The sequence below is a fragment of the Stenotrophomonas sp. RIT309 genome, assembly GCF_000632045.1.
Classification (GTDB): domain Bacteria; phylum Pseudomonadota; class Gammaproteobacteria; order Xanthomonadales; family Xanthomonadaceae; genus Stenotrophomonas; species Stenotrophomonas indicatrix.
Window position 1 is genome coordinate 111,267 of sequence record NZ_JFYS01000041.1, and the last position, 15,509, is coordinate 126,775.

At 65.8% G+C, this 15,509-nt stretch carries 9 protein-coding genes; 1 reads left to right on the forward strand and 8 read right to left on the reverse strand.

The window, feature by feature from the left end; all coding sequences use genetic code 11:
* Positions 1 to 16 precede the first annotated feature (16 nt).
* Positions 17 to 580: a hypothetical protein gene (locus tag BW38_RS21845; RefSeq protein WP_152543325.1), complete on the forward strand. Its 564-nt coding sequence runs from the start codon at positions 17 to 19 to the stop codon at positions 578 to 580.
* Here BW38_RS21845 and BW38_RS03515 read toward each other — a convergent pair.
* The 8 genes from BW38_RS03515 to BW38_RS03485 form a co-directional block, all read right to left on the reverse strand.
* Positions 574 to 8,547 carry a PLxRFG domain-containing protein gene (locus tag BW38_RS03515; protein WP_032977673.1) on the reverse strand — a complete coding sequence of 2,658 codons (7,974 nt, stop codon included), beginning with the start codon at positions 8,545 to 8,547 and terminating at the stop codon, positions 574 to 576. The genes BW38_RS21845 and BW38_RS03515 overlap by 7 nt on opposite strands.
* A gap of 3 nt (positions 8,548 to 8,550) precedes the next feature.
* Positions 8,551 to 10,044, reverse strand: a complete 1,494-nt coding sequence (locus BW38_RS21850) for a hypothetical protein (RefSeq protein WP_152543326.1) — start codon at positions 10,042 to 10,044, stop codon at positions 8,551 to 8,553.
* Between the two features lie 28 nt (positions 10,045 to 10,072).
* Positions 10,073 to 11,962, reverse strand: a complete 1,890-nt coding sequence (locus tag BW38_RS03505; protein ID WP_032977676.1) for a hypothetical protein — start codon at positions 11,960 to 11,962, stop codon at positions 10,073 to 10,075.
* A gap of 14 nt (positions 11,963 to 11,976) precedes the next feature.
* Complete coding sequence (locus BW38_RS21260) at positions 11,977 to 12,324, reverse strand: hypothetical protein (RefSeq protein WP_051585120.1); 348 nt, start codon at positions 12,322 to 12,324, stop codon at positions 11,977 to 11,979.
* Positions 12,321 to 13,802, reverse strand: a complete 1,482-nt coding sequence (locus BW38_RS03500) for a hypothetical protein (RefSeq protein WP_032977677.1) — start codon at positions 13,800 to 13,802, stop codon at positions 12,321 to 12,323. The genes BW38_RS21260 and BW38_RS03500 overlap by 4 nt, the downstream gene beginning before the upstream one ends.
* Positions 13,799 to 14,377 (reverse strand): hypothetical protein, encoded by a 579-nt coding sequence (locus tag BW38_RS03495; RefSeq protein ID WP_235189993.1) that lies wholly within the window; start codon positions 14,375 to 14,377, stop codon positions 13,799 to 13,801. Before BW38_RS03495 ends, BW38_RS03500 begins: the two co-directional genes overlap by 4 nt.
* Positions 14,378 to 14,540: 163 nt before the next feature.
* On the reverse strand, positions 14,541 to 15,011 hold the full coding sequence (locus BW38_RS03490; RefSeq protein WP_032977681.1) for a hypothetical protein: 471 nt from the start codon (positions 15,009 to 15,011) through the stop codon (positions 14,541 to 14,543).
* 16 nt (positions 15,012 to 15,027) lie between these two features.
* Positions 15,028 to 15,501 carry a hypothetical protein gene (locus BW38_RS03485; protein WP_032977682.1) on the reverse strand — a complete coding sequence of 158 codons (474 nt, stop codon included), beginning with the start codon at positions 15,499 to 15,501 and terminating at the stop codon, positions 15,028 to 15,030.
* Positions 15,502 to 15,509: the final 8 nt, after the last annotated feature.

Genomic DNA, 15,509 nt, shown 5'->3' on the forward strand with positions numbered 1-15,509 from the left:
GGGAGAGGATGAGCAGATGGTGAGAGTCATCGCAGCTGTTGCATTTGCAATCACCATTGCGCTGCCGACAGCCTCGGCCCAGCAGATTTATTCCTGTGGCAATGGCGTCTACCAGCAGACGCCATGCCCTAAGGGAACAGCATCCAAGGCCATCAACTACAAGCGCGTGCCGGACAGCCCGACTGTCCAGTACGGCTCGACAGGCTCCCAGGCCGCCGACTATTCCAGTCACCAGCGCCCCACTGTTGCACCTAGTGCCGCGCGACCTCCAAGCAGAGGCGGAATCATCGCCAACCCGGGCGGCATGAGTCTGCAGGACAAGCTACGGCAGATCGCGACTGACTCGGCTTACAAGGGCAGTGCATCCGCGCGGCGAGCGGCTATGAACGCCGCCCTGCAGGAGGCGGGCTACCAAGGCGTCGGTGACTATCAGCCGCCAAAGCCTGCCTACGACCCCGGTATCGGCCAGCCCGTAAATGCCATCGACTCGCAGACCGGCATGCCCATCAATGGTGCCGTCCGGGTCGCACCAAACCAGATATGGGATCCAAACACTGGGCAGTACCGGAGCACTTACTGATCGCCCCCCGGCGTGACGCGGTCAACCAACTGGCCGCGCAGCCGCTTGTTCAACATCACGCCATTCTCCGCTTGGGCGCTATACCGCGCCCGTCCGGAGATGCCGCGATTGAGACTCGCCGAATCAATAGCGATCTGTGGCCAAGCCCTGTTGAAGTCTCGAATCTTGGCCAGCACCGAGGCGCGATCTGCGGCGCTGCCATTGCGCACCGCCATTGCAAAGGCATTCCGTAGGGATTGCTTCCTGTCGAGTACGTGCTGCTCGTAGTTCTTCAGCGCGCGCGTCGTCTCGTACTGTCGGGACACCTTCTCCGGCGCAAAACCATTGCCCTGCAGCACGATCTGCCACGGGTTGAGATCCTCAACCACGGGATCACCGCGAAGCGTGTTGACTCCTTCGCTCGAGTAGCGGATGGACTTCATGATGTCCTTCAGGCCCTTCGGCAACATGGTTTCCACACCCCGCCATGTGTGCCCTTCATCAATCTGCTGCTTGCCGACCAGGACGTTCTTCAGTACGCCACCCATAGGGCCGGCGGCCTGCTCAAGGAGATGGCTGTACATGCCGCGGCCATCGAGCTCACGATCGGCGTCGCGGATCCACAGGCTGTCCAATCCAACGCGGCCGGAAATGTTCGCGCCGGTCAGCTTGTCGGCCGGACCATGCAGCAACAGGTCCGCGCCGCCCTGCCCCAGCATGCCGGTGAGGAACGCCCGCAGCTCGGTCTCGGCATCCCACGGCTCGTCGTCATCCCCGAAGGTGGCCTGGATGCCGTTGAGCGCCCCCATGATCATTCCCATCATCGGCAGGCCCATGGCGCCAGAGAACAGCGCGCTCATGCCCAGCAGGCCGGTCAAGTTGCGCCGGGCAACCTGGCGCACCTCCGGATCCTGCCCCTTGGTGGCCTGCCACACCATCCGCCCGAGCGCCCAGGTCATGTTCAGGCTGTACTGCCGGAACATCAACACCACCTTGGCGGTGCCGCTCTGCATGAAGCGGGCGCGGTTGGCGTTGCTGTAGTCGAAGTGGGTGTCGAAGATTGCGTCCCGGGCAAACTTCACCGCCTCGTCGAACGACTTGCCATCTGCGCGCGCCAGGCGGTAGGCGGCCATGCCGGTTGCCTCGCGGTTGATGACCTCGGTCTTGTGGAAGCCCCAACCGATGATCTCCATGGCCTTGCTCCAGGCCGGGTTGTAGCCGGCCATGCCACCCTCGGCGATGCCGGCGAGATTGTGGGCCTGCGTCTTCTCGATGGCGCCGGCGACCTCCAGCGCCTGATAGGCACGTAGCTCGTCAGGGTCGGTCAGAGTCTTCTGGATGTTGCCCACGGTGCGCACAGCGTCGCGGCTGGCGGCCAGCACGTAATTCATTGCCTTGATCCCACCGTGGCGAGCGGCCAGGTAGGGGTAGCTGACCAGAGCGGTCTGGGTCACGTTCACCAGTGCGGCCGCCGGCGTGGCGCCGAGGTAGTAGGTAAAGCCGAAGGACGAGATCAGATTGGTCAACGCCGAATCGGACGGATTCATGATCCATTCGTGCCGGCGACCCAGCTCCTCCAAAACTGCATCGCCCGCTACGATCTTGCGGGTGTCGGCGCTGGGTGAGCTCTGATTTTCCTTCTGCGCCTTCGCCAAGTCGGTTAGAACACCCTGCAACTTGTGGGCGTAGCGCAATCTGGCAAGCTGGTGCGACCCGTGGTGCATGTTGTAGGCGAAGCCACGCACGGCATCGGGGTCGAATCCTGGCACCGACTTGCGATGAATCTGGTGCTTGCGCATCGACAATTCGGGCATGGTCTCCAAGTACAGCTGGTACACCTGGTCCTGGACGGCATCCGACACATGGGAGCTGCGCAGCTGGTCAATCACATCTGCGACAAACGTCCCGCTGGGAGCTTCGGAAGCCCTGCCCTTGGACTTCATGCCACGTGCGGTGATGACCCATTCCCGCTGCTGCAGGTCCTTCACTGCACGCTCCAGCTCATTCTGGGATTCGAACATCAGGAACGTATTGGCGTCATCCTTCTGCGCGGCGACGAAGTACTTGCCGAAGCGCTGAAGCGGAAAATAGACCCCTTGCAGGCGCGCGGTCTCGAACTGCGTTCGAATCTTGTGCACGAGCATGCGGCGGCTGCTTTCGCTGAGGACCTTCTCCCCGACAAGATCGTCGCCCTTCAGGTCCTCGATGCGCTGGACCAGCGCCTCTTCCACTGCATCGGACCGGGACCGATAGGCATCACGGAACTGCGTGTACAGCGCCTGCGCTTCCGGTGACAGCTCGGACCACTGCTGAACAAGCGGGGCGTACTGTCGCCTGCGCCGCGGCTCGGCCTTCAGCATCGCCTTTAACGTCTTCACTTCGTTCATCATGTTCGTCTTGGTGTCGCCACTACGTTCCCGCATCTGCTGCTGGATGACCTTGATCGCATGCAGCACGTTCTTGCGGTTGACTTCTTGTAGGCCCTGCCCACCCGGCGCCGTGAACTGCAGCGGCTGGTATTCCCGGGACGGATCCACGCCATCAATCGTGGCCTGGTGCATGAGGTCGAACAGGCGGCGGCTCTCGGCCTTGTGCTTGCCAGCCCACTGCCGAGCGCCTTCGGCAATCATCTCCGCATCGGCCTGCAGCTTGTTTCGATCGGCCTGCATTTCGGCCAAGTATTCCGAATAGCGCCCGATGGTCGGGAAGTAGTCCCCGCCCAGCTCGGTGAGGTGCCGCGTTGCCAGCGCGCCCAACCAGGTCGGCCGCGTGCTGTCTTTCAGCTTCGGCGGCGCTGCGTCGGCGAGCATCTGGCGCGCCCTCGCCAACACGCCCTCTGCCTGCACCCCCTTCTGAATCGAATCGATGTCCCCGAGCACATCCGCCGGCGGCATGCTGAAGAGGCGGCCGCGGGCCGCTCGAGTCACCTCGGCGCCGTTGGAAAGCACTACGCTCCAGGTGCGCGGCCCACTCTCAACCGGATCGGCCAGCACCTGGCCACCGGTGCGCTCCGCCTCAGCGCGCGCGGCACCAAGGGTCAGGAAGTCAGCCGGTCGGCCCCGCTCGTCGGCGAGGTACCACTGATCGTTGCGGCGGAGAAATCGGCCACCGTTCTGCTCGAGGAAGGCCTCGCCGCGGCCGTCGATCTGCGGCTGTGCGAACGAGTACGACCGCACCATTTCCCGCTGTGCCTGCGCCGACATGCCGGCACGCAGGAAGCCGTCGGCCTGGCTCAAGAGGTCTCGGACCTCACCCTCGGACCACTTCAGCGACGGCATGACGCGGCGCAGGAAGCGGCGCACCGCGGCGCCGACGCGGCTGGTGAAGCTGTTGCGGATCCCCCGCTCGGCCATGACGGCGATCACTTCCTTGGCGAAGGTCTCGCGATCGACAGTGCCATAGCGCCTGGTCACGTCGGCCAGCACCGACTTCATTGCAGCGGTACCGGAACCATCCGCCGCCAGCTTGTCGATCGCATCCACGATCTGGGCCCAGTCCTTGGTCCCCACCACGGACTCGACGCCGTAGTGCCCGATTGCCTCGTGGGCCAGCACCTGCGCGAAGCGCTGCTCGGTGGCGATGTTGCCGGCATTGATCCAGACCGTGGGCCGGCCGTCGTACACACCCTCGGCGCGGCGATAGCCCGGATCGATCTTGGCGCTGGCCGGGAAGTCCTCGGCCGAGCGCACCACAACCACGCTGGGCGCGTTCTCGCCCCAGTGCTGGGTCAGGTCGGTTTTGAGCTGCAGCGCGCGGTCGAAGTCCAGGCCGCCACTGGCGGCCGGGGTGGCGGAGCGACTTACCCGCCCGCCGGACCCAGGTGCTTCAGCTCCGGATCCTTGGCCAGCTGCTCCTTCGCCCACTGCCCCGAGGCCCGGTACTCGGCCTGCAGCGACGCGATCTCGGAGGGCGTCAGCATCGAGACGTCCCTTGTCGAGGGTGAGGATGGTGCGGGCTTCGGATTCGGTGAGGCCTTCGAAGCCGTAGCCGAACTGGTCGCGCCACCAGGGTTCGATTGATCCGAAACGTTCACGGACGTCGGCCAGGCTCTGGGTGTTGAGGGCGATTCTCCGCGAATAGTCCTTGCCGGTCAAAGCGGTCGCCAGCCCCACCTTGCCGCCGTTGTCCTCGATATGCGTCTTCAGCTGGGCCAGCGTGCCGCCTTGGGTAAGCGTGTCATCGATGAGCACATAATCGCGGCCCGCTGCGACCTTGCCAGTGAACGGGGGCTGGTTGGCCAGCCGGTGCAGTGCATCCCCGCCGCTGCGATCGACCTTCGCCGCCTGGACGATGTCCTCTGATACCTGCAGTCCCAGCCGCTGAGCCAGCACCTCGGCCGCCATCCGGGGGATGCGGTTGTTTCCCGTCGCTTCCTGGGACTGTACGGCCACCACCAGCGGCTTGCTCCCCTGCGGCAGCGCCGCACGCACGTTGTCGACGAACTCCGGAGTGATGACGTCGCGAACAACGCGCAGCGCGGCAGCATCGTCGCCAGCCTTGCCCGCGGTGTAATCCGCATGCGCGCTGAGGCGCCCAGGGCGATGGGCCGTCACGACGTCCGGGAAGTCGGCCTCCCAGCCTCGGCGGGAGAAGAGTGGATCGGACTGTCCCGCCGCGCTGTCCGCAACGGCGGAGCCACCGCTCTCTTGACCGGCCTCATTCGGCATAGGCTTCGAAGTCTCAGGGTTCGACGCCGGTTTCGAGCTATCGCCCTTCTTCGGCTCTGCGGTCTTGGCGGCACTGGCCGCCTTCGCGTCCCTTCTCGACTTGCGCTCAGGCTTTCCAAGCACGGATTCCAGATCGCGTGGGCTCGGGACGGTGCTGTGCCAGCGCGGCACCTCATTCGGAAGGGCATTCCCTTCCTTGTCCACCATCTGCACCTTCACCTGCCAGCGCGGATCCTTCCCTGGCGGTCGGAACTCAATCACCCGATCTCGGGTGTTGCCATATGCGTTCACGATCCTTCCCGGCTGGAAGTACGCGCCCAACGTGCCAATATCCCCGCGATCGTATTCCGGAGAACCTGCCTTGATGCGGACCTTGGGCGCGTACACCGGGTCGGGCCCTGCGGCTGCCGGTGCTGCTGCAGCTGCAGCTGCAGCTGCAGCATCGCGCCCGGTTTGCGATGTACTACCACTCTCCGCCGGCACGCTTGCGCTTTCGGCCGCCGTACTGACGCCCTGGGCGTTTCCACCTGCAGCATCAGCAGGCCGCACCACCGGTGTCGCATCGGATGCCCTACCTCGGGTGACACGGCGCGTGGTCTTCTTCGGATCTCGTACCCACGCCTTGAACTGTTCCTGGGACATTTCCTTGATCCCACCGAAGCCAGTCCAGCCCTTCGAATAGTTGGCAAGGTAGGTGTCCCGCGCCTCCTGCTCGTTGGCGGTGCCCATGATCACCTTGTGCTCGTCGAAGGAACCATCCTTGTTGACCTGGTCGACCACGAACACCGCCAGCGTCGGATCCTCAGAGCGGTCGGTCATGAAGACGTCGACATGATCCTTGTCCTTGCCGACCGTGCCCTTGAAGTAGCCGTAGTGGTTCTTCAGCGCTGGCCAACGCGGATCACGCTGGCTACCTGCAGGATTCTCGATGCTGATGTCGTGCCCGTTGATGCGGACGTGGCCTTTACGGTAATTGCCTGCAAGTTTTTGGGCTTCCGTTGGCGTCGGCAGATCGTTCTGCGGGTTGGTCGCCGCCTCTGCAGCTGCAGCGGCCACCTTGGGCGCCTCTGCCGTTCCAGGCGTGTTGACCTGGACCAGCTCCGGTGCCGCCACAGTCTGCTCTCCGGCCGGGCTGACCGAAGTCGGTTCGACCGAGCTGGTTGCAAGGCGCGCGCTGTCGGCACGCGGCTCAACTACCGGTGTGCCTGACGAACTGGTTTCAGCTTGTACGACGGCATCGCCTGTTGAGGCCTGCAGCGCACGTCCGTCGTCCAGCACGGTCTGCGGCGCTGCACGATCTCCAGTCACTGCATCGGCCTGCTGCAGGTTGGCCTGCAGCGCTGCAGGTTCGGTTGCGAGCCCACGTGCCGGCGCATCTGCGCCATCGATCGCCGGCGTGATGCCGGTTTCGGCCGGCGGCTCCGTGAAACCGCGACGGCGCTCCGCCTTCACCTCTTCCAGCAGCGGCCGCACGCGGCTGCTTGCCAGGCCGTACTGATCGCGCATGAAACGCAGCAGTGTCGGCGTGTTGATTCCACCGTGTGTCTCCACCTGGTACTGCAGGCCGTTGTGCAGCAGCTGCTTGATGTCGACCTTGGATGGCTCACGGAGCGCTTCGCCGGTCTCCTGATCGACCCACGGTGGCGCGACATCTGGCATTGACGCCGGCGCAGCGGCGACCGGAACTTCCGGCGTTTGCAGGCCCTGCTGCGTGTCCTGCACAGGGACAGCGCTGACGCCTGGACTGCTCTGCATGGGCACCGGCGCTGAGACCTGGGCCGGTTCTGCTGACGGCCGCGCCTGGGATACCAGATTGGCGATGCCCGCCATGGAGTCAGGAGCGGCATCCGGGAACGGCAAGACAGGCCGCGGTCGCGCTGCGATGCGACCGGCATCGAAGGGTGCGGACATGCCGCGGCCTTGCGGGAAGCGCATCTCGGGTTCGGCCAGTACCTCCGCCCGCACGCCGCCACTGGTCACAGTGCCATCCGGTGCAACCGTCATTGTTTCCGGCGGCGGTAGTGCGAGGACCTGCGGCGGAATCGGCGGTGGCGGCAGCGACGGTGGTACAGCGCGCGGCCGGCGTGCCAAGCGCTCCCGCTCTGCGTCGTCGGCCACTGCAGCCTGGTTGTCGCCGCGGCTGGCCACCGCGCCGCCGGCGGCCATGCCGCCGCCGAGCAAGCCGCCGATCGCCGCACCGGTACCGGCCGCTTCAGGAACACCCTCCCACGCTGCCTGGGTCGGGTCGACCTGGCGCTGGCCAAGGTTGCCGGCCAGCTGCGAGCCGCCCTCCTGGATGCCCTCTTCCACAGTCTCGCGCGCGGCGCCCGCCAGCATCGCTTTTGGCCTCCGCGCCAGGCCCCGGGTGAAGACGTCGGCTTCGAACGGCGCTGCAATGCGGCCGCCGACCGCTGCGATCGGAGCGGTGATGGCCTGTGCCTCCATCGACGCACCGCGTGCGATGGTTTCCTTCGCGGTCTGCGGGTCACCGCCGGCGGCGACCATGCGCTTGTACTCCGGGTTGGCATCCCACACCGACTGCGGCTGTGCCATTGCCTGCTGGTAGGTTTGCTGGCCCGCCGATCCGGTCTCCATGATCGTCGTCATGCCAGTGGCAGCGGTGGTCGCTGCGCGACGTCCTGCCGCAGTAGCGGCGGTTTCAGCAGCCTCGGTTCCGAGGCCCTTGGCCAACGCACCCGCCAACGCTCGCTCGCCCGCCTGCGCGGCTGCAGCGCGCGTGCCGGCACCCATCGCGGCGACGTTGGGCACCTGCTCGGCCAGGAAGTTGCCGATCAGCCTCGGGGACGACAGCACCTTGCCGGCACTGGCGAAGAAGCCCTTGGTGTCCTGCAGCTCCTGCTTTTCCTGCCTAAGCGCGTCGGACTGGCTCTGCCCGAGGTAGTCGGTGGCCATCTGCGTCGCCTTCGACAAGCCCGCGCTGTCGGATCCTGCGCGGCGCCCACCGATGATCTCAGAAGGCGTACCGGGCACCAGCGCTGCAGTCTCTGAGGCACCCTTTACGCCCAGCCGATCCAGAACCCGAAGACCCTGCCGCACGATGTTGGTCGGCTCCATGGAGTTCCGCTGCTCCACGGCGCCACCGATGATGTTGGCCGCGCCGGCGGCGATCCCCAGGCCGGTGTCCTTGATGGCCTCGCCCCAAGAGCGCTCCGGACGCTTGGCCACCTTCTGCACCGGCTGGCGCGGCGCAAAACTGCTCTGGAAGTCCAGCGACGGGGCGGGGGCTCCAGCCGTGGGACCTGCAGGCTGCGGACGCTTCGCCGGCTTGAAGGTGCTTTCGATGTCGAGTGGATTGGCCATGGCTCAGTTCTGTCCGAAGTTCTGGTCGTAGTAGGTGCGGAGCGCGGCATCGGTCATCTTCGAGCCCTTCTGCTTCGCCTCGGCACGCAGCTGCTCGAAGGTCGGCTTGCCCGGGTTCGGGCGTAGGCCTGTATAGAGTGGATCCGCATCGAGCTCAGCCAATGCCGCCGTCTTCGCGTCTGCATCGAGCATTGCGCTGGTCGAGATCGCGTTGAATCGGTCGGTGTAGGACTTCAGGCGGTCGGCATCGGTGAGCTCACCGGTCTGACGTGGCGCTTGGGCGGCGCGCACGTTCTGGCCATCGCCGCCGGTCACTGGCCGCCAGCTGCCGTCGCCACCGACAACGCCCATGCTGCCGTCTGCCGCCACCTGGATCTCGGGCCGTCGCGCTATCCGTGCCGCTTCGAGCGATGCCTGACGATTCCCTGCGTTGTCCTGCATCTGTGCGTTGAACTGACCTGCCTGCAGCGCGCGGTTGGCGTCGCCCTGAGCTGCGACCGCGTTGACCTGGCCAGCGGCAAGACCGGCCTCATCCTGTGTGCGGAGTGCAGTCGCGCGCTCGCCCTGGCGCGCTCCGGCCTCGCCCAGGATCGCCTGCGCTACAGCAGCACGGCCGCTCGGACTGCCCTTCAGGCTGGCGCTGCCCATGGCTCGGGTGAGCTTGTCCACCGTGGTGTCTGCAGGGTTCTCGATGATTCCGCCCTGGCGCCCACGCTGTGCGATCTGGGGCGTCGGACGCGGAGCAAGCACCATCGACGCGGCCGGTGCTGCTGAGAGGGGCGTCACACCTGGGCTCGGCGCAGCCGCCGACGCGCCGGTGCCGGCCCCCGTCCCGGTGAACACCGGATTGCCGTTGGCATCAAGGGTACGGGTGATGCCGGCGGGCAGAGTCGCGGTGCGGCCGTCCTGGGTCGTGTAGGTGCTCGGTGCTGCAGCTGCTGCTGGTGCGATCGCCGCAGCTGCAGCTTGCGGCCCCGTAGCGCCTGCATGAGGCGCCGTCGAGCTCACACTCGAGCTGACCCCGGTAAAGTTGGCCCCTATCGAGGGCCGGCCAGCCGGTCGCAAACCCCCGGGGCCGGCGGTCGAGTCGACGCTCGAACTGACGCCTGCGAATGTCGGCTTGGGCTTCGGCGCTCCGCCCAGCCTCAACGGCGAGAAGCGACTCAGTGCCGCAGTGGCGCCGCCGATGGGATTGAGCTGGCTCGGTGCCCGTAGAGGCTGACCCTGCTGCGGCGATGGCGTCGCGCCAGCGGCAGCCCGGCCAGCATCACGAACGAACCCCGCCGCTTCACGTCCTGGCGCGGTCACTCCGTCCGCCACAGTGCCGGCGGCACGCAGGCCGGCGCCAGCAGCCTGCCGCGCCATTGTGGCGGTACCGACTACGCCGCTGCGCAGCGACGAACCGAACGCAGTGCCGGCGCTTGGCCGGGGTGCAATGCGGGGTTGAGCAGGCGCGATGCCGGCGGCGTTCAGTTCGTCTCGATCATTGATGGCCATGCGGTTCCCCTTGGGTAGTTGAGGCGGATCAGGCGTCCGCGATCTCGCCTTGGAAGCTGTAGTTCTGGCTGCAGGAGCTGGATTTGCTGCGGCCGCTGGAAACGCTGGCTCCGTAGTTGACGGCGCTCATCGTGCTGGCCGCGAGCTGGCTCGAGATCTGGGCCTTCGCGCGCTGGATCTCCGCCGACTGCGCCAGCAGGCCGAGCATCTGCTGGACGCGCATCTGGGCCTGCTGCAGCTGGACGTCGACGTCGGCACGTTCCCGCGCCAGGCCGAGCTCGAAGCTGCGATCTGCCGCTGCAGAGGCTGTCTGCTCCACGCCGGCATCGGCGCTGTAGATGCGAGCCTTCGCGTCGAATGCCTGTCCAACGGCCGCCAGCCGGGCGCGCTCGCCGCTCAGGGTTGCGTCCCAGCGAGTGATGCCGGCGCGCCATATGTCGAGATCCAAGCCGTGCTGCGCCATGCGCAGGCGCTCCGCCTCGAACTGCATGTTGTTGCTCGACGACCAGGCGTCGACCCGTTTGGCGTTGGCGTCGACCAGCGTGCGATACACATCCGCGCGCTTTCCTTCACCCTCAACGCTTGCCGTGTAGCCCTGCCACTCGGCGACGTGGGCGCGCCAACGCGCCTCATAGGCATCGACCTGCGCTCGGTACTTGTCGATACCGAAGCGGTTGATGTCGGCCTGCACCTTCACTGCCTCGACGCGGGTGCGGTAGAAGTCCGCCAAGGTGGTCACGCCGCGCAGCTGGGACTCGTAGAGGCGAACCCGCTGTTCATTGATTTCGCCGCGCGCCCGCTCCCCCTCGATCTGGGCCCGGAACACCTCGACCTTGGCCAGCTCTGCCTGGATGCGATCACGCAGCACCTGGGCGTCAGTCTGGTAGGCCTGTAGCCGCGCGTTGAAGACCGAGATCCTGGCGTTCAGCACAGCAATGACGGTTTCTCGCTGGAAGGTCGCCGCCTGCAGCATCACCTTCTGCTCTTCTGTGTGCAGCTGCGCCAGCGTGCCTTCCAGCGCCGCGCCCTGGGCAATGGCCATGCGCTGGTTGGCCAGCGATTCCTCGAACTGCTTGATCGCCGCATCGCGCGAGGCTTCGGCGACGGCACCCTGGCCGGTCTGCCGGATCTCAAGGATCCTCCCGGCCAGCATGCCCTGCGGCTCGGCAAAGCCCCTGGCACCGAACTCGGAGAACGCCTGGTCCACATTCCGCTGGGTGTCCAGCTCGATGCGGCTGCGGGCACGCTGGAAGATCGCGTCCTCGATGATCCTTGGTAGCGCCTGGCTGCCGACGATCATCGGCTTCAGCGTGGCGGTGAGCGTGTCCACCAGCGTGCTGACGTAGGGTGTGGCCTCGAACTGCCAGGTGTCGTTGAACGGCGGCTCGATGAAGACGGGCTTCTCCGCGTCGAACTCCGGCAAGGCAATGTTCGGCACAGCGGGCAGGTTCAGTGCCTCGAACGTCGGCACCTGCGGCAGGACGTAGGTCGGCTCCGTTGGCAGCACAATCGGCGCCGGATCCACCGGGAGCGTTGGCTCGAGGACGTTCGGCGTCGTCGGCTTCGCTCCGAACGCCAGCGTCGGTGGTTGAGCATCGAGCTCGGGTGCTTCGCTGATCGCAATCGGAGCGGCGGCGAAGCCCGGCGCGCTGGGCAGCGGCACATCAGGGGCGCGGAATTCCAGAGCCCCTTCATCCAGGTCGGGGCCGCGCGGCCGCTGGAACGTGGCCTGCGGATCCGCGAAGCGGAAGTCGACGTTGAAATCGATCGGATCCAGCCGAACGCTGTTGAGGCCCTGCAGGTTGGACACGGCCATGGTGTACGTGGTCGAGCCCAGCTCCATGAACTTGTCATGCGCGCTACCGACCAGGGTGATTGCGGCATCCGCCGACAGGTCAGGACACCAGGTAGTTGCCATTCATGCTTCTCCGGTCAGCTCCACAGGACGTAGATCGATACGTCCCAACGATTTGAACCCTGCGTTGCTACAGCGGCAGCCCCATCGGAGCCGTTGTAGCTGGTCGGGTTACCCATGTAGTACGCGTCATAGCGGTCGCTGCCATTGAGATAGCGCATCTCGAGCGTGCGACCGTCCACGTCGCCTTCGATCGTCAGTAGGAAATCGCCACCAGGGACGAAGCCTGGAAGCAGAGCCGCCTCTTCGCCGCCCACATATCCGTTGTTGAAGGTGAGAATCCAGTCGCTGGGCTGAGGGTCTCCGCCGCAGTCTTGAACAAGGTTGAATGGCTCGCGCCAGAAGCAAGGTCCTGCCATGGTCATCCCCTGGTCCGGCGATCAAGATAGATCGGTCTGAAGTCGATGGCTGCGAGCTCGAAGTCGGCGCCGTCCACGTTCTCGATCACGAAGTCGAAGTCGACGGCCTTGATCCCCTTCCCCAACTTCCAGCGGGTTTCCCGCTCGCTCGATGCCGGGCGTTCCAGAATTCGGTATATGGCCGCTTCCTTCTGACCGCCCTCCTCGTTGACCGTGATCACATGCAGCAGCAGTGCACCCGAGGCGGTGTAGCCGACGAACGCCTCGGGCAGTCGCTTCAGGCGGCGCGTGCCCAGTGCAGAAAGGCCCAGTCGCAGGCGCGCAGCAATCGGTGTGCCGTCGTCGTCGTCACCATCAAGTCGATGGAGCCCATCCGAAGCCGCCGCGTAGTACCTGCCGCCGATCTTGGCGAAGCTGTTGAACGGGTACTGGGTGTACCGGCTCAGCGCGCGGTTTTCGGTATTCATGACCCACGCCACGTATTCCCCTGTATCCAGGGCCAAACGGGTCACGAAGCCCAAGCCGTCCCTCAGCAACTGGTTCAGCTCCGCGGTGCCGCTGCCGGCGGCGCTGGCGAGAAGCTGCTCATCCACCACCACCACGCCGGTACCAGATTCAAATGCCTGGGCATCGGTCAGCATGCCGTCAACCACGCGCTCAGCGGCGCGCTGCAGGCTGGCCACAAGATCCGAGGCCAGCAGTCCGTCGGTGACCGTCTCGGTCCGCAACGCCTCGGTCAAGGTGCCAAACCACAGGCCGCCGACCAGGGCATTGAGCGCGTCGGCGTAGGATTTGGCGATCCCCTGCATCAGCAGGCGATCAATCACGCGCTCTAGCTTGATCGCGTCGGCGTGGATCTCGGAGCTGAAGCTCACTCCCTCTTCAACCAGCAGCACGAAGACAACGGCCGCAGCGTCTTCCAGGCTCAGCGTGTCCGCCGTCCTGCAGGTTGCCAGCAGAGCGCTGCGGCGGCTCTCGTCCATGCTGAGAACTTCGTTCAGAACGTGCGTTGGCATGCTGCTCCGGGTCTCACCGACGGCCAGTGATGAACGCGGCGAAGCGAACCAGTGCCCGCCGAATGCGGAGATCATTCGTGGTCGGGCAGACAGGCCCGCATAGGCAAGCGGCGTGGTGACCTGGCGACCGCTGCCATGCAGTGCCAGGCGCGCGCCGCCCGCGCCGCGGCCCGGGGCAGCCTGGAAGCCTCCGGCAAGCACCCTGATAGCCGCAGCACCACCGCCGACATCGCGGTCGTAGCCCTGCCCGGAAGTGCTCAAGTTCAGTACGGCGGCGCCGTTGGCTGGAATCGCCGGCTCCACGCCGCCGCCGAAGTAGATCTGCCCAAGACCTGTCGAGCGCAGGCTCAGCACGGCGCTACCGGAGGCGCCGACACCTTGGCCAACCCCTACGGCCCTCAGTGCCAGCAGGGCGTTGGCACGACCTTCAATTGCGGTGTGCTCCAGCTGCAGAAACTCGATGGTCATTCGATGAAGTCTCCGGTCGCATAGATCGCGCAGCCCACCACCACAAGCCCGTAGCTGGCCTGTTGCGACCTGTAGAAGCGCTGGCCGTCGTGCAGGTAGTCGACGCTGCCACCGACGCGCCTTACCTCCCACGTGTCCTGGGAGTCATAGAGCCGGATGGGCGACACGCGACGCCCGCGTTCGAGCACGCAGGCCTGCAGGCGCCCTCCCTCGCTTTGGTGGAAGTACAACCCGTGTCGGATCCTGGCTGGGTCGGACAGCTCCGCTTCGTCCAGGACGGAAAGCCCTACGACGACGCCCACTGCCCTACTCATGGTCAGCCGCATAGCGACATCACCATCAAGCTCGTCGGCGCTGTCGGCGCCGGCGTTCCACTCGAAGACCGAGTCGTATTCCCTGCGCGGCGGAACGGCCGGCATCGCCGGCTCGGCTTTCTGCTCCGGGTAAGTCGTGCAGGTGACAGGCCCGGGTGGCGCGGTCTGCACGAACACGCTTCTGCAGATCATGTACCGAACGTAGGTGACCCCGTTCTGCTCTTCGTAGCCAAGAATGGTGGCGTCCTTCGGCAGCTGCACAGCGCTGTCCTTGGGCGCTGGCATCCGACCCTCGCTGCATTCCTGCCGCCAGTAGCCCCGGGCCGGCGATGCGCCGCAGACGGTGTAGGCCGCCCGGTATGGCACCGCCGGCTTCGCGGGCTGAGGCGGGACGTACCTGGAAACTGGCGGCTTGGACAACATGTCAGCTGGCCTGATCGGCAACCACGTTGAAGATGCTCACGCCCGTGCTATTGCTGCCGTTGGCCGTCATCACGTCACTGCTGAACAAAACTGCAGCATTCGAGGCGGGCCCGCCCGCTGTGCCCTGCAGGCGAACACCGGTGGAAGCCCCGCGCCCGTCATCACCTGCGGCGCAGAAGCGATAGAACGTCGGCGAAAGGCTCGGCGCGCCGGCATTGGCGCCGTCGAACTGGATCAACCCCTCCCATTCTTCGCTCGGGGCCTTTGGCAGCACGTTGCCAACGGGCGCGGAGAAAGTGAGGCCGTCGCCGTCGACCGACAGCTTCGCCAGCTGCGTGTGGCTGCCAACCATGTCCAAGGCAGCATCGGCACTGGCCGGTACCGGGCCGGCGAACACGTACAGGAAGCCCTCGTCCAGAGCATTTTTGACCTGACCCAGGAGGGCCTGCGCGAGCGGGATGGAGATCGTCATGGTGCTTATTCCTTCGTCAGAGTGGGGGGATCGCAAACCACCATTCACCGATTTCGATACCGGTGTCGGTGGCCATGGCCAAAGTGGGCAGGCGCATCTGGAAGTCGCCCGGGCTGTCGTCGTCCAGACCGATCGCGCCGTCGATCCGCGGGGAATCGAAGGAGACTCCGCCGGCATCGGGCGCATTGCCGACCAGCCGGAACCAACCTGCAGTGCCGGCAGCGAGACCACGCAGAACCCAGCGCTGGGCAGCATCCTTGTAGACGTAGCGGCCGTTGCGCGCGAAGCTCAGGCCATTGGTCGACACGCCGGCCTGCCAGGCACCACCGTCGAGCGTGATACGGGCCAGGAGCGCCCCTGTCGCCGGCATATCTGCCGTCTCAGGTTGGGGCCCGGTGCGGATCTCGATACAGCCGCCTCGGAAGATCGCTTCGAATGCCGATGGGCCGAGGATCGACGCCTCGAACCCTGTGGAAGTGTTCACTGCCATGAAGGCTC